Raw genomic sequence first — 22,320 nt, forward strand, 5'->3', positions numbered from 1 at the left:
TGATTTATTTATTAATCTGCTCTTATGAGTAATCTTTTTCTAGTTTTGTTATCTCCAATAACCAAAGTATCACCTCTAAAAGAGAATGGTCTTGGCTGGTCTGTATCAATATAATAAGGTATCGTTCCGCCTTTTACGTGATGTGTTATAACTGATTTTTTTAAATTAACTGAATAACTACCGAAGTAACCAAAAGAGTGATGCCAAATATAATTGTCTAAATTTATTTTGCAAGTTTCACTTGAATCTGCCGAAATATGTAAAGGTTCTTCTGCTGATACATTCAAGTTAACTATCATATTTTTTGTATAAGTAAAGTAGCCTTTTGGTGTTTTCCCAAAAGGGTATATCCACTTGCCTGTTACTGTATCTAAATCCGCAAACGCTACCAGCTTCCAAGTACCTACAATTTTATTTGTTTCTATTTTACTATTTTCAGACTTATTTACTTTCCAATTATTTTGAACGTAAGTATAAAAAAATGCTACATTTAATAAAATCGAAATAGTAAATAAAATTCTTTTCATTGATTTTATTATTAAATTCTATGAGTTCCTAATTTTATTTTACAATTTTATTTAAAAATATTTTCAAAACCAATAGCTACAAAATAAGCTGCTGCTGCTGCGATTAGTCCAATTAAAGTAACTTTAAATGCGCCTTTTACTGGATTTTGTCCAGTTACTTTTGCTTTAAAAAAACCAAAAACAAAAAGGCATATTGTTGTAATTAACAAAGAAAGCTTTAGTCCATTTGACGGTGAATTTGTTAAAAAATAAGCTGACAAGGGCAATAGTCCTCCTATAAAATAAGCAATACCAATAGTTAATGCAGAATTTCTAGCACGTTGAGGATGTGGCGCTTCTAACCCAAGTTCAAATTTCATCATAAAATTAACCCATTTGGTTTTATCCTTTGCCAATTCAGTGGCTAAAATATTTTGTCCTTCTTTGCTTATACCATAATCCGCAAAAATATCCATCACTTCTTGCATTTCTTTTTCGGGAACAGTTTCTACTTCTTCGTATTCTCTTATTAGCTCACTTTGGTAATGCTCTTGCTCGGTTTTTCCAGCTAAATATCCTCCTAAACCCATAGCGATACAACCTGCTACTATTTCTGCAATACCCGCAGTTAAAATTATAGAATTGCTGCTTACCGCACCACTTAAACCTGCGGCAAGGGCAAAAGGAACTGTTAAGCCATCGCTCATTCCAATAACGGCATCAGTAATAAAATCTGAGCTTTTCAGGTGTTTTTCGTCGTGTAACATAGTCTTATTTTATAATTGCCTCGTAAATAATTTTTTGAATATCTTCTCTAATGTTCTCTTTAGACAATTTATTTGATGCGTTCGAATCTGGAAAAGTTCTGTTTGACAAGAAAACATATACAATTTCTGTTTCTGGATCTACCCAAGCCATTGTTCCTGTAAAACCGGTATGCCCAAAGCTTGTTAATGAAGCGCAACCACAAGTTGGCCCTGATGTTCCTGATAACTGTGGCTTATCTAGCCCTAGTCCCCTCCTATTGCCTTGGGCGCAAAAATAACAGGTATTAAAATCATTAAAAGTTTGTTCCGAAAAATATTGAATCCCGCCGTAATTTCCTTTTTGCAAATACATTTGCATCATTTTTGCAATATCTATAGTATTAGAAAAAATTCCTGCATGTCCGCCAACTCCTCCTTGCATGGCTGCCCCCATATCGTGCACATAACCCTGAATTATTTGATGACGGAAATAAGTATCAACTTCCGTTGGTGGGATAACACTTATATCAAACTTACGCAAAGGATTATACAAAGTATTATTCATTCCTAGTTTAGAGAAAAAATTTTCTTGAGATAAGACATCTAAAGTTTGATTGTTTGATTTTTCTAAATATTCTTTAAGCAAAATAAAAGTAAAATCGCTGTATTTGTATTCTTTTTTATCTAACAATTTACTACTAATAATTTTTTTAATTATAGTATCATTGTAATCATTTCTAATAAATAAATTTTCTGAAACTTGGTTTTTAAAATTCTCTGAATAAGTATTATTATAATACTTTTTTAGAGGAATTTTATTAGAATCTAATGTCGATTTATAAAAAGGAATCCAAGCTTGCAAACGGGCGTAATGTGATAATAAATCTTTAAATGAGATAGAATCTTTATTTGTGCCTCTTGCTTCTGGAATCATAGTACCCAATGTGGTAGCTAAATTTATTTTTTTTGCATCATATTCTAGCATTACATTAGGCAAGGTTGATACTATTTTTGTTAGCGATGCTACGTCATAAATATCTGAATTTTTAACTTTTGTTTCATTTTTATAGGTGTGATAACCAAACGATTTTTGGTAAACTACTTTTCCTTTTTTGGCGACCAGAATTTGTGCGCCTGGTGTCATTTTTCCGTCGATGGCTTTTTTTGCAATGGCATCAATTTTAGATAATATTTCAGAATTCATACCCACATTTTCTGGTGTTGTAAATCCTAATCTGTTTGTCATTTTTGTAGTTAATCCATCTCCTTGATTAAAAAAATTGGCAATTGAAACTGGAATTTTGCCTTTTGCTTCGATAGATCCAAAAATTAATTCGGCCGAAACTTCTTGTGCAATATCGCCATTTTGATAGGTTAAAATTAAACCTTTTATATTATCAAAATTCTTAATTTGTAACAAAGTATAAGGTTTTGCAAATATATCGAGAATTACAGTATTGTTTTGTGCTATTTTTTGAATCCAAAGTAATTCTTTTTCGGTAAATTCATGTTTTTTCCAAGCTTTATCAGATTTATGAAAACCTATAATAACGGTAGTATATTGCTTCAAATCCTGATTTAAACTATCAATATTTTCATTAAAAACTTCTGTAACTTCGGCATATTTATTTAAAGTTGATAAGAAAACGTTTCCTGAATCGTCTCCTAATTTTACATAAGCAATTTTGCTTTTAGCCAAATCATTTATGGGCAAAATCGAATCTTTATTTTTTAAAAGTGTAATCGCATTTTCATACAATTTATACTGTAATGAATTGGTAATTGGTTTGTTTAAATCTTTATACAAAGTACTGGTTTCTATAGGCTTGTATTTATCTAAACCTGCTTTATGTTTGTATTTTAATATTTTTTTTACCGAAAATTCTATTCTATCATCTGTAATTAATGTGTCTTTGTAAGCTTGTGTAAATTTCTGAATCGCCGTAGGAACATCTTCTGGGAAAAGCAAAATATCGTTTCCAGCAAGGAAAGCCTCTAGGTCTATTTCGCCTGGTTTTTTAAAATTACTAGCTCCTTTCATGTTTAGTGCATCGGTAAAAATTAAACCTTTAAAACCCAAATGTTTTTTTAAGATATTGGTAACAATATTATAGGATATTGATGATGGATAATTGGCCCTAGTTTCTAAACTTGGTACGTTAAGGTGTGCCACCATTACCGATGCCAATCCTAAATTAAACATTTTTTTGTACGGATAAAATTCTACATCTTCTAATCGTTCTTTAGAAAAATTAATTATTGGCAAACTATGATGAGAATCTGTTTCAGAATCACCATGTCCTGGAAAATGCTTTCCTGTTGAAAAAACACCTTGATTTTGAAAACCTTTCATTAATGCAACGGCTCTTTTAGTTACTTCTTCTTTGTTTTCGCCAAAAGAACGATTGCCTATAATTGGATTGTTCGGATTTGTATTAATGTCTATTACTGGTGCAAAATTAAACTGAATTCCCATTCGCTTGGTTTCTTTGCCCATTTGCTCACCTAATTCTTCAATTAGTTTCATGTCCTGAATGGCACCAAGTGTCATATTCCAAGGATAGCGATAGGTAGAATCTAGTCGCATGCTTAATCCCCATTCGGCATCGTTCCCTATAAATAAAGGAGTTTTAGATACTGCCTGAAAACGGTTGGTTAGTTTTGCTTGACGAACTGGACCTCCTTGAAAGAATATTAGACCCCCAATTTTATAATTTTTTATTAATTTGTCTAACGAGTTAAAATGAATAGAATCTTTGTTAGAGTAGGCTGCAACCATAAATAATTGTCCTAACTTTTCTTGAAAAGTCATGGTGTTGTATATGCTATCTACCCATTTTTTTTCTGAATGATTGTCTTCAAAAAGGTTAAATCCAACTTTCGAAGGATCGATAAATTTTTCAGTTTTAGATTTTGCTTCATTGTTATCGACAGCAATATTCTCGTTACCTCTATTTTTATTTACAGAACAATTGACCATAAATAAAGTAAGTATAGAAAACAATAGAAATTTAAAAACTGAATTTTTCATTATAATATTTTATGATTATCCGCTTTACGGACTATGCGTATTTTACTGCAGATTGCTTTGCCTATTGGCTGTTTCTCGGGTCGCAGATTTTAAAAAAATCTAAATTTATTTAAATAATCTTTTAAAATCTTCGAATATCTGGTAAAAAAAATTAAAAGAAACGACTATGCCAGCTATCTTCTGCGGCAACTTCCCAAGATTCGTTAAATTCTTCGATCGAATTTACTAGGTTATTAAAAACAATAGTAGATCCTGTAACGGCTTTATCTTTGGCCATTTTTTTGAATTCGATTAATGTTTTATGAGCTACAAACTCTCCGTTTTTGAAAGTTACGTTCATTTTGTCTAACAAATCGACTTTGTATTTTTGTTCTAGTTCTTGAATAAACTGAACAGATTTATCGATAGAACAACCTGTTGCAGGTTGCACTTCTGGATTTACTGCAAAAATAATAAATCGATTGTATTTTAGTAAATAGGAGGCTTCAAGACTTGCACCGTGAGCAGACCAATTTTGTATAAATGCTTCTGCTGCAATCTGAATTTCGGTAAATTCCTCATCGGTAAATTTACGGTTGGATTGGTAAATCCAAATTTTAGATTCTAATGGTAGATTTTCGAACGGTATGTACATTTTTTTTTATTGTTAATTGACAATTATCAATTGATAATTATCGCTTAATCCTACAATATACAGCTTTTTTAGATTTCATTATTTTGGCTTTACCAAGAGTTGGGCATTAGGTTGCAAACGAAGTGCACTAAACTCGGATAAAAACAAAAGTATTGTGAGGTAATCTTTTTGAGGCAGAAAAAGTCTCGAAAAGGATGTTTTCTTCAATCTCTAACGCAAAATACTGTAATTAATAGAATTAAGCCGTTGTTATTAAAGGTCTTGGGCGTTTGCTATTAGTTCGGCGATATCCATCACTTTTACATCGGCTTCTCTTTCTTTATTTTTAACACCATCTGTTAGCATGGTGTTGCAAAATGGGCAACCTGCGGCTATGATTTCTGGTTTGGTTTCTAGAGCGTCTTCGGTTCTTTCTATATTAATTTCTTTGTTTCCTGGTTCGGCATCTTTAAACATTTGTGCGCCACCTGCTCCGCAACACAATCCGTTGGCTTTAGATCGTTTCATTTCGACTAATTCGGCGTCTAATTTTTGAATTAATTCTCTTGGTGCTTCGTATATTTTGTTGGCACGTCCCAAATAACACGGATCGTGAAAAGTGATTCTTTTTCCTTTAAATTGTCCGCCTTCAATGGTTAGTCTTCCATCGTCTAGTAATGATTTTAGAAATTCTGTGTGGTGTACTACTTCGTATTGTCCGCCCAGGTCTGGGTATTCATTTTTTAGTGTATTGAAACAGTGTGGGCAAGCCGTTACTATTTTTTTGGCTTCATAAGCGTTTAGCACCTCGATATTCATCATGGCTTGCATTTGAAACAAGAATTCGTTTCCTGCTCTTTTTGCGGGATCTCCTGTGCAACCTTCTTCGGTGCCTAATACTGCAAATTCTACTTTTGCGCGGTTTAGGATTCGTACGAAGGCTTTGGTTATTCTTTTTGCTCTGTCATCGAAACTTCCTGAGCATCCTACCCAAAATAATACTTCTGGTTGTTTGCCTTGGGCTAGCATTTCGGCCATTGTAGGCACTATTAATGTTTCTTGCATAATATTTTGTTTAATCGTTTTTTGCTTAATCGTTTAATCGCTCAATAGATTAAACAGTTAAACAAATAACCAAATTTGTATTGGTGTTGTGCGTCATCGAAGACTTGTATTGTTACTTGTTTGTTTATTAAATTGGTAAATTTTTCTTGGTAACGTGTTGCTTTTACTAAGTGATTATCTATCCAGTGGTAATTGCCTCCTCGTGGTTTTCCCATGAGTATTCTGTGGTATTTGAATCCGTGCTTGTCGAGCCAGATTTTGGTATATTTTCGATATTCTTCGGTTCTTGAGGTAAAAAAATAGATGATGTGTTCTTCGTCGTACCATTTGTTTAGTGTTGCTAGTGCCTCTGGATATAATTGTCCTCTTAGCATTCGTTCTGGTTGTTCGTTTAGAATATCATCGCAAATGGTTCCGCCTATGCCTATTAGATAGTTTTTTATACCCTCAGAAAGTATAGGACTTATGGTTTGTCCGTTTTCTGAAATTGCTATTAGGGTTTTATCTAAATATTCGATGCTCATTGTAATGTTTCTTTACGTTGTATGCTGCATGAGGGATTACTTTGCCAGTTCGCTGTTTTAGGCTCTAGTGAGACGGTATCCTTTTTTTGAGGCTTTTCGCCGAAAAAAAAGATATAGCCCAAAGCCCACCCTTTTCGGGTTACCCCAAAAATATTATTTTATTCATTTTTCCAATTTAGTCGGTCTTGTTGGTTGTATTGCCATGGGGCGCTGTTATTTTCGATATTTGTCATCATAGCATTTAGTGGCTGTGGTGCAGCACTTTGCTCCATGACAAGGTAACGACGCATGTCGATAATAATTGATAATGGGCTAATGTTTACGGGGCATTCTTCAACGCAAGCATTGCAGGAAGTACATGCCCAGAGTTCTTCGGGTGTGATGTAATCGCCTAGTAGGAATTTTGAGTCTGGTATGAATACACCTTTGTTGGCATCGATATTATTTCCTACTTCGACCAAACGGTCACGAGTATCCATCATGATTTTTCTTGGCGATAATTTTTTCCCCGTTTGGTTGGCTGGACATGATGAGGTGCATCGACCGCATTCTGTACAAGTATAGGCGTTTAGTAACTGAACCCAATTTAGGTCTTGCACGTCTTGTGCTCCAAATTTGCTTACAACGGCATTGCTCTCTGGTGCTGGTGCTGCAAATGGATCGGCATTAGGATCCATCATTAGTTTTACTTCTTTTGTTACACTTTCTAGATTGTCGAACTGTCCTTGTGGCTTTAAGTTTGCAAAATAAGTGTTTGGGAAGGCTAGTAATATGTGTAAATGTTTTGAGAAGTATAGATAATTTAGGAATACTAAAATGCCGCAAATGTGTATCCACCATGCACCACGTTCGATCATTATTACTAATGATTCAGACATTCCGTTGAAGATTGGTTCTAAAAATTGCGATATCGGGAATGAACCTACTTTGTGGTATTCACCTACGTTTAATAGTTGTAAGTGATAATCGGCGGCGTTCATTAATAGGAATAATGACATTAAAACTATTTCGAAATATAAGATGTAGTTTGCGTCTGATTTTGGCCAGCCTTTTAAGTCTGAATGTATGAATCTTTTTAGTTTGATGATGTTTCTTCTTATCCAGAATGCGATTACTGCTACTAGTACTAATAGGGCTAGTATTTCGAATGAACCAATTAGTAGGTTATATAATGTGCCTAAAAACGAGAATATTCTGTGGGTGCCAAATAATCCGTCGATAATGATTTCTAGCACTTCGAGATTGATTACTACGAATCCTACATAAACAAATATATGAAGGATTCCTGCTACTGGACGTTTGACCATTTTTGATTGTCCGAGTGCGATCATGGCCATGTTTTTCCATCTTGCTGATGGATTGTCAGATCTGTTTATCTCCTGTCCTAATTTTATGTTTCGGATTATTTTTTTGACATTGATGGCAAAATACCCGATTCCTATAGACAGGATAATGAAGAATAATATATTATCTAAATAGCTCATAAATAGTTATTTGTGTTTTATTTTTTTTGTACTGCTTGTTCTATATATGGTTTTTCTTTTTTGCCAAAAAGAGAAACATTGACATATCTTGTTGGGTGTAATCGTACGTCTTGTAATAATAACTCTAGCTCTTTTGATGCTTTAGATAGGTTAGTGTACATGGCGTCGTCTTTTAATAATTTGCCCATGGTTCCTTTTCCTGATTCTAGATTAGCCACAATAGCATTAACATTAGTTAATGTTGCATCTAGATTTTTTACTGTTGCACCTAGATTTGCTTTGTCTAAATCGGAAGAAATTTTGGCAAAATTTTGGGTAGTTTTGTCTAAATTACCTAGTGCGCTTCCTAATTTTACTTTATTCTCTATTAAAATACCATCAATATCCGATGAAACTTTACCAAAATTAGTCATTGTTTTATTTAATCCTGCAATTGCATTTTTTAAATTTGTTTGTGTTTGAGCATCTAAAACTGTATTTACGTTTGTTATTAGTGCGTCTGCATTTGCTAAAACTTTATCTAGGCGAGCTTGAAGTGGTTCTAGTTTTTGTCCTAAAGCGTCTGTAAGTCCTAATTTTATTCCTGATAACAACTTATCGCCATCGTTAGTTATATTGGCATCTTTATAATTAGGAATAATTGCTATTTGTTTGCCTGCAATAACCCCTGGCTCATAAATTTGTGCGATACTTGTTTTTGAGATTGGAAACTCATCATCGTCTATTTGAAGCTCAACCAGTAGTTTTCCGTTTGTATTAAGTGTTATCGAATTTACTTTTCCTATTACTTTTCCGCTTACTGTTATTGGTGCTGATGTTGCCAACCCTTCTACATTATCGTATTCGACAAATAGTTTTTTGTGACTGTTAAACAAATTTTGTCCTTTTAGGAAGCTGTACCCCCAAATAAATAACAAAATGGAGGCAATAACTAATATGGCGGTTTTAATTTCTCTAGTGATTTTCAAGGTAAATATTTTTAACAAAATTAATAAATTCTTATTACGATTACTTTTTTAATGCTTCATTTAGGCTAATTTTTATTCCGTTTTTAAATACTACTATAAATGCGGAATCATAGCCTTTAGTTTTTGCTTCTAGCAATTGCATTTTGGCCACAAGATAATCGTTTGTTTCTCCATACATGTATTTGTAGTATTCTTTTTCTAAAACAAATGAAATCTTATCTAAACCATTAAAATTTTTCGGTTTTGCTTCAATTTTAGAGGCACTTGCTTTTAGTTGAACTTTAAAAATTACTTTACTTGTATCTATTTTTTTAGTATCTACTATTTTTTTTTGTTCTTTTGATGTGTCTTTAGCCTGAACTGGTAGGGTTACTTTTGGTGTAGAATCTTTTATTTCTGGTTTTTCGTATTTTTTAATATCAATAACTGGTACAGTTCCGCCAAAATATTCGGCTTTCATTCTAAAAACTGCATCGGCAATAGTTTTTGCGATATTTTGTTGTCCTTCTTCAGAATTTAGATAAGTTCCTTCGTCGAGATTAGAAATAAATCCAGTTTCTACAAGGACTCTTGGCATAAATGCTTTGTGTAATACCATAAATGGTGCTTGTGCAACACCACGGGATTTTCTGTTTAACTTATTTTCTAACCCCTCTTGAATTTTACTTGCTAATTCGATACTTTGATCTAAATATTCTTCTTGTGCTATTGTTGCGCTAATTAGTGATTCTGGAGAATTAGGGTCATATCCTGAATATTTTTTCTTATAATTATCTTCTAAAGTAATTACTGCATTCTCTTTTTTTGCAATAGCAAGACTCGATGCGCTTTTAGAAAGTCCCATAACAAACGTTTCAGAACCGTAAGCGTCATTGTTCTTATTTGCATTACAATGTATAGACACGAAAAAGTTTGCGCTTGCTCTATTGGCAATATTAGCTCTTTCAACTAAATCTACAAAAGTATCATTGTTTCTTGTATATATAACCTGCACGTTAGGATCTAGTTCTAATATCTTGCCCAATTTAAGAACTATTGCTAAATTTATATTTTTTTCGACAAAACCATGATATGTTGCACCAAAATCATGATTACCATGTCCGGCATCTAAAACAACTTTAAATTTATAATTTGTTTGTGCTAAAGCATTTGCAACAAAAAATAACGATAAGATAAAAACTAAAGGTTTAATTTTTAATGTAAATTTCATACTTGTCTTTTTTATAAATGACCATAAAAGGTTATAATTTTACTAAATGCTTAATTTTTTTAAAAATAGATTGTAAGTTTGTCACTTCAAAAATTAAGACATATTTTTACAAAAATAGTATTTATAGCGTTGCGTACAAACTTATTTCATATCGTTTTTTTAGCTTTTTTATTAACTTCTAGTTATAACACTTCTTATAGCCAGGAGTTACGAGAAAAAAGCACTTCAATACCCTCTAAAAACCAGAAAGATAGCATAAATATTGGTATCAAAAAAGATAGTGTTACTAAAAAAAAGGCACTACTTGAGGGTCAGATTAAATACAAATCGAAAAATTATGCTAAAATAAATCAAAAAAAGAGGCAAATTACCTTGTATGACAAGGCAGAAGTTTATTATAAAGATATCGAACTCAAAGCTGGAACTATTGTTATAGATTACGAAAAAAGCGAAGTTTATGCCGGAAGAATAAAAGATTCTGCCAATTCATATTCTCAATATCCTTATTTTAAACAAGGAAATAATATTGTCGAACCAGATTCGATTCGATTTAATTTTAAAACAAAAAAAGCCTTAATTTGGAATTCTAGGACAGACCAAGACCAATTTAAAGTAAAAGGAGAAATTACCAAAAGAGAAAATGATTCTGTTTATTTCATAAAAAATGCTCGTTTTACCACTTCGAAAAATTTAGAAGACCCTGAATATTATTTTTTGGCTCGAAAAATAAAATTAGTACCTGGAAAAAAGGTCGTAACAGGATTTACAAATATGGTTATTGTAGGAGTTCCTACTCCCCTTGCCATCCCATTTGCTTATTTTCCGTTATCGAAAGAACGCAGTGTATCAGGAATAATTATTCCAACTTTTGGAGATTCTAATGCGCAAGGCTATTTTTTACAAAACGGAGGTTACTATTTTGCCTTAAGCAAGCACTACGATTTAGCAGTTTTAGGCGATTATTATACAAATGGAAGTTTTGCTTTTAGGGCAGAAACTAGTTATGCAAAAATTTATAAATACCGTGGTAACTTTAGTTTTAAATTTGAAAATCAGATTGCTGGCGAACGTGGTTTGCCAGGATACCTAAAAAATAATATATATAATTTGCAATGGAGTCATGCTCCAGACCCAAAAGCAACACCAAATTCTAGATTTTCGGCATCGGTAAACTTAGGAAGCACTAAATATTTTAAAAACTCATTTAATCAAATAAATACTTCAGCCTCTTTAAACAACACTTTAAGTTCATCTATATCCTACTCAAAAACGTTCAATACAGTACCACAAGCTAATATTGCCATTATTGCAAACCATAGCCAGAACACGAATACAGGTCAGATAAACATGACACTGCCAACTGTAACGGCTAGTTTAGACAGAATATATCCTTTTGCAAAAAGGGCAGAATCTAAAAAAGGTTTTATAAAAAACATTAACTTTACTTATGGCTTATCTGCACGAAACGAGATACAAACAGTCGAATCGTTATTTTTTAAACCACAAATGTTTAATGATGCAAAGAATGGCATGCAACAAACTATTCCTTTAAGTAGTAGTTTTAAAGTTTTAAAACACCTAAACATATCTACATCAAGCAACTATACAGAAACCTGGTATATAAAAACAATCGAAAAAAAGTATAATGCACTAACAAATCTAGTCGATGAAACAACAAAAAATGGTTTTGATGCCTTTAGAACCTATAATTTTAATACAGGCTTAGCAACTACCATTTACGGAACTTTCAACATTAGTAAAGACAAGAAAATTCAGGCTATTCGTCATGTAATGACACCAAGTTTAAGCTATACTTATAAGCCGAGTTTCGAAAAATATTATGACACTTATGCCTCCGATGGAAGCGGAAAAATGGCAGATTATACCCGTTTTGAAAAAGGAATTTTTGGTGCACCAGACAAGTATTTTTCTAATAATTTAAATTTTTCAGTAAATAATACTTTTGAAGCAAAAGTTAGAGATCGTGATTCGACAAAAGTAGAACCAAAAAAAATTATGCTACTCAATAATCTTCAGTTTTCGACAGGATATAACATGAGTGCCCAAAACGGAGCGCAAGCTTGGCAACCTGTTCGAGTTAGTGGTGGTACAAATCTATTTAAAGAAAAAATGAATGTCAATTTTGCTGCCACATTAAATCCCTATGCGATAGACGCAAATGGAAATCCTCTAAATATACTTAATATTAATAATGGTGGGAGTCTTTTTAGAATGACCAGCGCAAATATGACTCTTAATTATTCTTTATCTAGTAAAAAAGATGACAAAAAGAAAGAAGATCCCCTGCATAATAAAGGATTGCAAAACGGAGGAAGAGAAGATGATTTATTTGGTAAAACTACCGATTTTAGTAACAGACAAGAAAGTCAGTTTGGAAAAGATGATAAGGAAGATAGGTTTGCAGGATTCTTTAAAGCTCAAATTCCTTGGGATTTAAAACTAGCTTATTCGCTAACTTATAGTAATGACAAACGAGAGACAAAAATAACCAGTAGCTCACTTATGTTTTCTGGAAATATAGATATTACCCCGAAATGGAAAGCTGGCGTTTCCTCTGGTTACGATTTTGTGCAAAATGGTGTTACTTACACCCAATTGCGTTTTGAAAGAGATTTATTAAGCTGGCGAATGAATTTTAATTGGATGCCTTTTGGAAATCAGGCTTCATGGTATTTCTTTATAGGAATTAGCTCATCGGTACTGAGCGACATTAAGTGGGACAAACGCAATACAGCCGATAAAAAACTTTAATTTCAGATTATATAAACCTAAAAACAAAAGAATGAAAAAAATAATTTTTACAGACAAAGCCCCTGCCCCTATTGGTCCATACAACCAAGCAGTTTTAAGCGGAAATACGTTATATACATCGGGACAAATAGCTATAAATCCTGCCACAGGAAATTTAGTTCTAGATACTATTGAAATAGAAACCGAACAAGTTATGCAAAATCTAAAAGCAGTTCTCGAAGCAGCTAACATGACTTTTGATGATGTAATAAAAACAACCATTTTTATCATGAATATGGAAGATTTTGCAAGGATAAATACTATTTATGGAAAGTATTTTACAGAACAATCTGCACCAGCAAGAGAAACAGTTCAGGTAGCTTGTTTGCCAAAAAATGTAAACATAGAAATATCAGTCATTGCAGTGAAGTAATTTTTGTATATACTACACTTTTTACTCAAATTTTTTATATAAAAACACCCCCGAAACGTATTTAACATTTCGGGGGTGTTTCTTTTTACAAACTCTTTTTAACTATTTTTTTGCTTTTAATGCTTTCGATTTTTCAGTCATATCGAGCGCATTATACACATTAAGTAGCACTCCTTTTATCTGATCATCTCCTACAAAAAGTTCTTCGGCTTTTTCTAAATATGGCAATGAAGATTTGTATAATTCTCGTTTTTTAGCTTTTAATACATCGTATTTTTTATTATCTGCTGGAGTGGTACCAAGCTTATTCATTTGTTCTGATAGCTTTACTTCTCCCTCTAATTTTAAAAGCGCAAGGTTTAAATAAGCTTCTTTATATTGGGGATCAATTTCTATTGCTTTCAAATAATTTTTTTCGGCCTCAGCTTGACCGTCTTTAGCTTTTCCAGAAATAACACCTAAATTGAAAAACAAATCTGCATCATTTGGATTTTTAAGTAAAACCTCACCGATTAATTTTTTATAGGTATCGTAATCCTCTGTTTTTAAATATAAATTTGCTTCAGTAATTATTAGTGAAGTATCGTCTGGATTGGTAAGTTTTGCATCGATAATTGCTTTTTTTGCTCCTGGAATATCATTTTTACCAATATATGATTCGACAATATTCTTATCGATACGCCCTTTTTTAGAAGGGGTTTTCTCTACTTTTGGGTCTGTATGTGTTCCTGTTTTTACGGCAAGATCTCTTTCTGCAATTGTACTAAAAGCATTATATTGGTCATTTAATTTGTTTTTTGCAATATAACTTGTTGATTCTCCTGTATATTTTTGTGCATTCAATTCATTATAATACTCAATTGCTTTGTCGTATTCTTGCCCACTGGTAGCATATTCAGCAGCAATATAAAGTCTTTCTAAATCTTTTTTATCTAATTGATAAATTAAATGTGCTGCTTGAGAAACTTCTTTATATTTTTTTTGACCATCTAGTGTAATTACATATTCCCATAATATGGGTTTGAAGTTTTTTACTGTTTCAATAATTTTATCTGTATAAAGTTTTTTTCCTGTTTTCTTTTCGAAATCTAACGTTGCATTTAGTCCTAAAGATAAATTAGAAATGGTTTGCATGTTTACAAAATTAGATTTTTGTATTGAAGTTGCATTTGCTCCTAAAGCATTTATTTCTAAAATAGGCAACATACATTTATAGAATTCAGAATAAACCTTGTCTTCTTCTTCAATAGCTACGTCTCCAAATTTCATAGCATATTTTTTGTAGTCTGCTAAATCATTATCGGTAATTACTTCTTTTGTATATATTTTTTTTAATGCTTTCATTTCATCCTTTTGCGCAAATGTTGCTAAAGAGAAAAATAACAATCCTGTAATTATTTTAGATTTTGTATTCATTTTTTGTACCAATTATTTTATTTATTTATGGGGTTTAAAATAGGATTTTTAATATCTATTAAAAATCCTATTTTATATATTATTATGCTTCGTCGTCAGAATCATCTTCCTCTTCTTCCGAATCGTCGTCGTCTGAATCCTCATCATCGTCATCATCGTCTGCTGTTCCGTCATCTTCAAGAACTTCTAATACTGGTTTTACTCTTTCGATGACTGATTCTATAACGTTTCCGTCTTCATCAAGTAGGATTTCTTCTACATCGTCTTTCATTACTTTTGTAACGGCTGCGATAGAGTCTTTTCCTTTTAGATTAATTAGTTTTACGCCTTGTGTTGCACGTCCCATTACACGTAAGTCTTCTACAGCCATTCTTATGGTTAATCCAGATTTATTAATAATCATTAAATCATCGGCATCGGTAACTGTATTAATGGAGATTAGTTGTCCTGTTTTTTCGGTAATATTTAAAGTTTTTACCCCTTTTCCACCACGGTTTGTAATTCTGTATTCATCGAGACTAGATCGTTTTCCGTATCCGTTTTCGGCCACTACGAGAATTTCGCTATTCATGTCGTTTACAGACACCAATCCGATTACTTCATCAGATTCATCTTTAAGCCTAATTCCACGTACTCCAGAAGCTGTTCTTCCCATAGGACGGGTTTTAGTTTCTTCAAAACGGAGTAATTTTCCTGATTTAACCGCTATGATTATTTGACTATTTCCGTCTGTTAATTGGGCTGATAATAATTCATCTCCTTCTTTGATAGTAATAGCTGCAACACCATTTACACGTGGTTTAGAATATTTATCTAAAGATGTTTTCTTAACCATTCCTTTTTTGGTCACCATAATCAAATTATGGCTAGTCGTATAGTCTTTATCTTTAAGATCTTGAGTACATATAAATGCTTTTACTTTGTCATCACTTTCTATATTAATCAAGTTTTGTAAAGCACGTCCTTTTGCTGTTTTACTGCCTTCAGGAATTTCGTAAACACGCATCCAATAGCATTTTCCTTTTTGAGTAAAGAACATCATATATTGGTGGTTTGTAGCCACATACATGTGTTCTAAGAAATCGGCATCACGAGTTCCTGCAGATTTTTGACCTACGCCTCCTCTATTTTGCGTTTTGTATTCATTAAGGTTTGTACGTTTGATATAGCCTGCATGAGAAATGGTAATAACTACATTTTCGTCGGCAATTAAATCTTCAATACTTACATCGCCACCAGAATATTCAATTTGAGAACGACGCTCGTCACCGTATTTGGCACGCATATCTTCTAATTCTTCTTTTATTAATGCGGTTCTTAGGTTTACATCGGCAAGCAAAGCTTTCAAATGCTCGATCAATTTCATTAACTCTTCATACTCGGCTCTTAACTTGTCTTGTTCTAGACCTGTAAGCTGACGCAAACGCATTTCTACGATAGCACGTGACTGAATATCAGATAGTTTAAATCTTTCGATTAATTTTTCTTTAGCTTCATCTGTGTTTTTAGAACTACGAATTAAAGCAATTACTTCATCAATATTGTCTGATGCAATGATTAGTCCTTCTAATATATGTGCTCTTTCTTCTGCTTTTCTTAAATCGAATTTTGTTCTACGAACTACTACATCATGACGGTGTTCTACAAAATAATGAATTAAATCTTTCAGATTTAACATTTGCGGACGACCTTTTACTAATGCAATATTATTTACAGAAAAGGAAGATTGTAATTGCGTATATTTATATAATGTGTTTAATACTACGTTTGGTGTTGCATCACGTTTTAAGATATATACGATACGCATACCGTTTCTATCGGATTCGTCACGAATATTGGATATTCCTTCTATTTTTTTCTCATTAACTAAATCGGCAGTACGTTTAATCATGTCGGCTTTATTCACTTGGTAAGGAATCTCGCTCACGATAATGCATTCACGACCATCTACTTCTTCAAAACCAACTTTTGCACGCATTACAATACGACCACGACCTGTTTTAAATGCTTCACGCACCCCTTCGTATCCGTATATGATACCGCCAGTAGGAAAATCTGGTGCTTTAATATGTTGCATTAACTCATCAATCTCGATATCGTTGTTTTCAAGATAAGCTAACGTACCGTTAATAACTTCTGTTAAATTGTGTGGTGGCATATTTGTTGCCATACCCACTGCAATTCCTGTGGCTCCGTTTATTAATAAAGTAGGAACTTTAGTAGGCATTACTTTTGGCTCGTATAAAGTATCATCAAAATTTAACTGAAAATCGACCGTTTCTTTTTCGATATCGGCCATAATTTCTTCCGAAATTTTACGCATTCTAGCTTCTGTATAACGCATGGCTGCTGGACTATCTCCATCTACAGATCCAAAGTTACCTTGACCATCTACTAATAAATAACGCAAAGACCATTCTTGGGCCATACGAACCATGGCATCATATACTGATGTATCTCCGTGTGGGTGATATTTACCCAATACTTCTCCTACAATTCTAGCAGATTTCTTGTGGGCAGATTTTGAAGTTATTCCTAAATCATACATACCATACAAAACCCTTCTGTGAACTGGTTTTAAACCATCTCTTACATCAGGTAAGGCACGCGATACAATAACTGACATCGAATAATCGATGTAAGCTGTTTTCATTTCGTCTTCAATGTTAATTGGAATTAACTTTTCTCCTGTCGACATACTCTATTTATGTTTAATTATATAATTTTAAAAATCCTGCTAATATAAGCTTTCTCGATTATTTTTTACACACAAATGAGTATAATTTTCTTATTTTTATTAACAATATTAAAGACCAATTTGGTTAATAAATAATATTGCTTTTAATACTTATTTCTAAATATTTTTTCGTCAATTAGCTGTCAGTACATTTGGTGCGGAATGATTTTTGCATTTCTATTTGATAAATCACTAAATTTACATTAACAAGATATAATTATGGATGATAATTTTTCACCAAGAGTCAAAGATGTAATTACTTATAGCAAAGAAGAAGCCTTACGTTTGGGTCACGATTTTATTGGTACCGAACATTTAATGCTTGGTATGCTACGTGACGGAAATGGTACAGCAATTTCTATATTAAACAATCTTTCTATCGATTTAAATCATTTGCGTAGAAAAGTAGAAACACTAAGCCCTGCAAATCCTAACGTAATTGTAAGCAACAATAAGAAAAATTTGCACCTTACAAGACAAGCCGAAAGGGCTCTAAAAACTACTTTTCTAGAAGCTAAGGTTTTTCAAGCTACATCAATAAGTACTGCACATTTGCTGTTATGTATTTTGCGTAACGAGAATGACCCAACTACTAAATTGCTTAATAAATTACAAATTGACTACGATGTAGCCAAAGAACAATATTTGAATATGACACCAACAAATAACGAAGAAGATTTTCAAGATAATTTTCCTAAAAACGAATCTTCCTACGGAGATGATTCAGGACAAGATGACAGTATAAAAGCAGATAATTTCAGTAATCCTGCCAACAAATCGAATAAAAAATCGAAAACACCCGTTTTAGACAATTTCGGTAGAGATTTAACCGAAATGGCCGAAGAAGGAAAACTAGATCCTGTTGTGGGTCGTGAAAAAGAAATAGAACGTGTTTCTCAAATTTTAAGTCGAAGAAAAAAGAATAATCCTTTACTTATAGGGGAACCTGGTGTGGGAAAATCTGCTATTGCCGAAGGTTTAGCTTTGCGCATTATACAAAAAAAAGTTTCTAGAATATTATTCGGAAAACGTGTTGTAACCCTAGATTTAGCCAGCCTTGTAGCCGGCACAAAATACCGAGGACAATTTGAAGAGCGCATGAAAGCCGTAATGAACGAACTCGAAAAAAACAATGATATTATCCTTTTTATCGATGAAATTCATACCATAGTTGGCGCTGGCGGTGCCACTGGCTCGTTAGATGCTTCTAATATGTTTAAACCCGCTTTGGCTCGTGGCGAAATTCAATGTATTGGAGCTACAACACTCGACGAATACCGTCAATATATAGAAAAAGATGGCGCTTTAGAAAGACGCTTTCAGAAAGTAATTGTCGAACCAACTTCGGTTGAAGAAACCATTACCATCTTACATAATATTAAAGATAAATATGAAGACCATCATAATGTAACTTACACCGATGAAGCCATCGAAGCTTGTGTAAAACTAACAGATCGTTATATGTCTGAGCGATTTTTACCAGACAAAGCGATAGATGCTCTTGACGAAGCTGGTTCTCGTGTGCACATCACAAACATTGATGTTCCTAAAAAAATTCTAGAATTAGAACGCCAATTAGAAGAAGTTCGTGAACTAAAAAATTCAGTTGTAAAAAGACAAAAATATGAAGAAGCAGCCAAGCTTCGTGATGATGAGAAAAAGCTAGAAAAAGACCTAGCCATTGCTCAGGAAGAATGGGATGATGATGCTAAAAATAACAAAATTATAGTATCCGAAGATAATGTTGCCGATGTGGTTTCTATGATGACAGGAATTCCTGTAAATCGTATTGCACAAACCGAAAGCAATAAACTAGCCCATTTACCAGAACTTATTCAAAATAAAGTAATCGGACAAAACGAAGCAGTACTAAAAATTGCTCGTGCAATACAACGAAATCGTGCTGGATTGAAAGATCCAAACAAACCCATTGGGTCCTTTATTTTCCTTGGACAAACTGGTGTTGGAAAAACACAATTAGCCAAAATTTTAGCCAAAGAATTATTCGATTCTGAAGATGCACTAGTTCGTATCGATATGAGTGAATATATGGAAAAATTCGCTGTTTCTCGTCTAGTTGGAGCGCCTCCAGGGTATGTTGGCTACGAAGAAGGCGGGCAACTAACAGAAAAAGTGCGTCGTAAACCGTATTGTGTGGTATTATTAGACGAAATCGAAAAAGCACACCCAGATGTTTTTAACATGATGCTACAAGTACTTGACGATGGCTATATGACGGATAGTTTGGGACGAAAAATCGATTTTAAGAACACAATTATCATCATGACTTCTAACGTTGGAGCTAGACAATTGAAAGATTTTGGTCAAGGAGTTGGTTTTGGCACTGCTGCCAAAGTTTCGCAAGCAGATGATAACTCGAAAAGCATTATCGAAAACGCACTAAAGAAAACATTTGCACCAGAATTTTTAAACAGAATTGACGATGTTATTGTATTTAATGCTTTAGAAAAAGAAGATATCAACTCGATTATCGAAATTGAATTAAACAAATTATACGCACGAGTTAAAGAATTAGGCTACTCCCTTTCTTTATCAGACAAAGCAAAAGCTTATGTTGCCGAAAAAGGATTTGACAGACAGTTTGGTGCTCGTCCGCTAAAAAGAGCCATTCAAAAATATGTAGAAGATGTGCTGGCTGAGGAAATTATCACCTCAAAAATTGCTTCTGGAGACGAAATATTTATGGATTTTGAAGAAGGAGAAACTGAGTTAAAAATTAGCATTCGAAAAAAAACTGAAGAACCAACAAGTTGATTTTTTTTTTACAATACATTCAAACCATCTTTTCTTAGTATTAGATGGTTTTTTTATTTTAAAAACACACTTTTATAAATTCAAATATTTACTTTTGATTTATTAAAAAACCCATAATATGTTAGCACAAAAACTAATTCTAGGAAGCGAAGAATGGTGTTCGTTTCCAGATTTAAATATTCCAGTTATTAAGGCTCGTGTAGATTCGGGCGCAAAAACATCGGCATTACATGCTGTAAATATTGCACCATTTATTCGTGATAACGAAAATTGGGTAAAGTTCGATATCAATCCAATTCAAAACAACACAAAAACCGTTAAACATTGCGAAGCAAAACTGATAGACAAACGGGTTGTAAAAAGCTCTAGTGGGTATCGTGAACAACGTTTTGTAATACAAACAGAACTAAAAATTGGCGAAGCAACTTGGAAAATAGAAATGACATTGACCAATCGAGATTCGATGGGTTTTCGTATGCTTTTGGGTCGTGAAGCCATGAGCGGAAGGGTTTTAGTAGATCCTGAGCAAAAATATTTATTAGGACAACCCAGTTTAGAATCGATAAAAACATTTTATCATAATTCTGATGAAGTAAAAAAAGGACTAAAAATTGGGCTTCTTGCTAGTAATCCCGAACTATATAGTAACAAACGTATCATGGAAGCTGGTGCCATGCGAGGTCACGAAATGCATTTTTTAAATATAAAAGAATGCTACATGAAACTCGATGCCACCAATCCTGAAATTCATTATCGTGGCGGAAAAGTATTAAACAATTTTGATGCTGTAATTCCTAGAATTCGACCAAGTATCACTTTTTACGGTTGTGCGCTCACGAGACAATTTGAAGCCCTGAAGATTTTTTGTTTAAACTCCTCGGCAGCCATCACACAATCTCGTGACAAATTATACTCGCTACAATTACTCCTTAATCATGGTATTGATATTCCAACCACGGGTTTTGCAAATTCGCCTTTAGATACTGACGATCTGATAAAAATGGTTGGTGGCTCACCACTTATCGTTAAACTATTAGAAGGAACACAAGGAAAAGGGGTTGTTTTAGCAGAAACAAAAAAAGCAGCCGAATCAGTTATTAATGCCTTTAAGAGCTTAAATGCCAATATATTAGTACAAGAATTTATCAAAGAAGCAAACGGTAAAGATTTGCGATTATTTGTAGTTGATGGTAAAGTTGTAGCTACAATACAACGAGAAGCTTTGGCAGGAGAATTTCGTGCCAATATTCATTTGGGCGGAACAGCATCGGTTATAAAACCAACTGCCGAAGAAAAAAGAATTGCAATAAAAGCTGCAAAAGCCATGGATCTTAAAGTAGCTGGTGTTGATATTATTCGATCTTCAAAAGGACCATTATTGTTAGAAGTAAATTCATCACCAGGATTAGAAGGAATTGAAGGCGCAACGCACAAAGACATTGCGGGAGAAATGATTTTAGCGATTGAGAAAAACTTTAAAACGAAACCCTAATTTTATAAAAATGAATGAATATCTTGAAATAATTATACGAAGTGTTTCTGTATACTTTTTTATGCTAATTGCTTTGAGAATCTTTGGCAAAAAAGAATTATCGCAACTAAACACCGCCGATGTCATTCTAATTTTACTTATAAGCAACGCTGTACAAAACGCTATGGTTGGCGCTAACACATCGCTTCTGGGCGGAATCATAGCCGCTTTTGCTTTGTTTTGTATCAATTATATTTTTAAAAAAGTAATGCTAAAATCTGACTTTATTAAAGATCTAGTACAAGACAAACCAGAAATTTTAATTCATAACGGAAAAACTGAATATAAAACACTTTTCAGATTAGGAATTACTTCCGATGAACTTGAAGAAGCCATCCGAGAACATGGTGTAGAGCACTACAACGAAGTAAAATTAGCAATGTTCGAAATAGATGGGAATATTAGTATTATTTCTGGAAATAAACACTTAAAACAAACCAAACACAAAAGAAGAATACACAAAACGCTAATTTAGCGGAAACATCTCATAAAGTATCTAAGTAAAAAAGTATTAGGATTTGCAAAAACCC

Annotated in this window: 16 protein-coding genes; 5 read left to right on the top strand and 11 right to left on the bottom strand. The window is 33.2% G+C overall.

Annotated features, from left to right (window positions below; translation table 11 throughout):
- Nucleotides 1-11 precede the first annotated feature (11 nt).
- The 9 genes from B0A57_RS00115 to B0A57_RS00155 form a co-directional block, all read right to left on the bottom strand.
- The gene (locus B0A57_RS00115) at nt 12-527 is read right to left on the bottom strand and encodes a lipocalin-like domain-containing protein (protein ID WP_011962919.1); all 516 of its coding nucleotides are present in this window, start codon (nt 525-527) and stop codon (nt 12-14) included.
- A gap of 47 nt (nt 528-574) precedes the next feature.
- Entirely contained in the window at nt 575-1,273 is a 699-nt protein-coding gene (locus B0A57_RS00120; protein ID WP_011962918.1) for a VIT1/CCC1 transporter family protein, read from the bottom strand.
- Nucleotides 1,274-1,277: 4 nt separating this feature from the next.
- Entirely contained in the window at nt 1,278-4,283 is a 3,006-nt protein-coding gene (locus tag B0A57_RS00125; RefSeq protein WP_038466384.1) for a glycoside hydrolase family 3 N-terminal domain-containing protein, read from the bottom strand.
- Nucleotides 4,284-4,434: 151 nt separating this feature from the next.
- Complete coding sequence (locus B0A57_RS00130) at nt 4,435-4,917, bottom strand: hypothetical protein (RefSeq protein WP_011962916.1); 483 nt, start codon at nt 4,915-4,917, stop codon at nt 4,435-4,437.
- Nucleotides 4,918-5,169: 252 nt separating this feature from the next.
- Entirely contained in the window at nt 5,170-5,961 is a 792-nt protein-coding gene (locus B0A57_RS00135) for a (Fe-S)-binding protein (RefSeq protein ID WP_038466381.1), read from the bottom strand.
- Nucleotides 5,962-6,002: 41 nt separating this feature from the next.
- The gene (locus B0A57_RS00140) at nt 6,003-6,485 is read right to left on the bottom strand and encodes a hypothetical protein (RefSeq protein ID WP_034098039.1); all 483 of its coding nucleotides are present in this window, start codon (nt 6,483-6,485) and stop codon (nt 6,003-6,005) included.
- A 158-nt stretch (nt 6,486-6,643) separates the two neighbouring features.
- Nucleotides 6,644-7,969 (bottom strand): (Fe-S)-binding protein, encoded by a 1,326-nt coding sequence (locus tag B0A57_RS00145; protein ID WP_034098038.1) that lies wholly within the window; start codon nt 7,967-7,969, stop codon nt 6,644-6,646.
- 17 nt (nt 7,970-7,986) lie between these two features.
- Nucleotides 7,987-8,937: an MlaD family protein gene (locus B0A57_RS00150; RefSeq protein WP_034098035.1), complete on the bottom strand. Its 951-nt coding sequence runs from the start codon at nt 8,935-8,937 to the stop codon at nt 7,987-7,989.
- Nucleotides 8,938-8,977: 40 nt separating this feature from the next.
- On the bottom strand, nt 8,978-10,147 hold the full coding sequence (locus tag B0A57_RS00155) for an N-acetylmuramoyl-L-alanine amidase family protein (protein WP_011962911.1): 1,170 nt from the start codon (nt 10,145-10,147) through the stop codon (nt 8,978-8,980).
- Nucleotides 10,148-10,225: 78 nt separating this feature from the next.
- On the opposite strand from B0A57_RS00155, the gene B0A57_RS00160 reads away from it, so the two are divergent.
- Nucleotides 10,226-12,919 (top strand): putative LPS assembly protein LptD, encoded by a 2,694-nt coding sequence (locus tag B0A57_RS00160; RefSeq protein ID WP_034098033.1) that lies wholly within the window; start codon nt 10,226-10,228, stop codon nt 12,917-12,919.
- Nucleotides 12,920-12,950: 31 nt separating this feature from the next.
- Complete coding sequence (locus B0A57_RS00165; protein ID WP_011962909.1) at nt 12,951-13,331, top strand: RidA family protein; 381 nt, start codon at nt 12,951-12,953, stop codon at nt 13,329-13,331.
- Between the two features lie 102 nt (nt 13,332-13,433).
- Here B0A57_RS00165 and B0A57_RS00170 read toward each other — a convergent pair whose 3' ends face one another.
- Both B0A57_RS00170 and gyrA read right to left on the bottom strand, forming a co-directional pair.
- Nucleotides 13,434-14,747 (bottom strand): tetratricopeptide repeat protein, encoded by a 1,314-nt coding sequence (locus B0A57_RS00170; RefSeq protein ID WP_034098031.1) that lies wholly within the window; start codon nt 14,745-14,747, stop codon nt 13,434-13,436.
- Between the two features lie 82 nt (nt 14,748-14,829).
- Nucleotides 14,830-17,445, bottom strand: coding sequence for a DNA gyrase subunit A (gyrA, locus tag B0A57_RS00175; RefSeq protein WP_034098029.1), 2,616 nt, complete (start codon nt 17,443-17,445; stop codon nt 14,830-14,832).
- Between the two features lie 258 nt (nt 17,446-17,703).
- On the opposite strand from gyrA, the gene B0A57_RS00180 reads away from it, so the two are divergent.
- The 3 genes from B0A57_RS00180 (at nt 17,704) to B0A57_RS00190 (ending at nt 22,265) form a co-directional block, all read left to right on the top strand.
- Complete coding sequence (locus B0A57_RS00180; protein ID WP_034098027.1) at nt 17,704-20,259, top strand: ATP-dependent Clp protease ATP-binding subunit; 2,556 nt, start codon at nt 17,704-17,706, stop codon at nt 20,257-20,259.
- A gap of 118 nt (nt 20,260-20,377) precedes the next feature.
- Nucleotides 20,378-21,751: a 30S ribosomal protein S6--L-glutamate ligase gene (rimK, locus tag B0A57_RS00185; protein ID WP_011962905.1), complete on the top strand. Its 1,374-nt coding sequence runs from the start codon at nt 20,378-20,380 to the stop codon at nt 21,749-21,751.
- Between the two features lie 10 nt (nt 21,752-21,761).
- Complete coding sequence (locus B0A57_RS00190) at nt 21,762-22,265, top strand: DUF421 domain-containing protein (RefSeq protein ID WP_011962904.1); 504 nt, start codon at nt 21,762-21,764, stop codon at nt 22,263-22,265.
- Nucleotides 22,266-22,320 lie beyond the last annotated feature (55 nt).

The sequence above is a fragment of the Flavobacterium psychrophilum DSM 3660 = ATCC 49418 genome (assembly GCF_002217405.1).
GTDB classification, from domain to species: domain Bacteria; phylum Bacteroidota; class Bacteroidia; order Flavobacteriales; family Flavobacteriaceae; genus Flavobacterium; species Flavobacterium psychrophilum.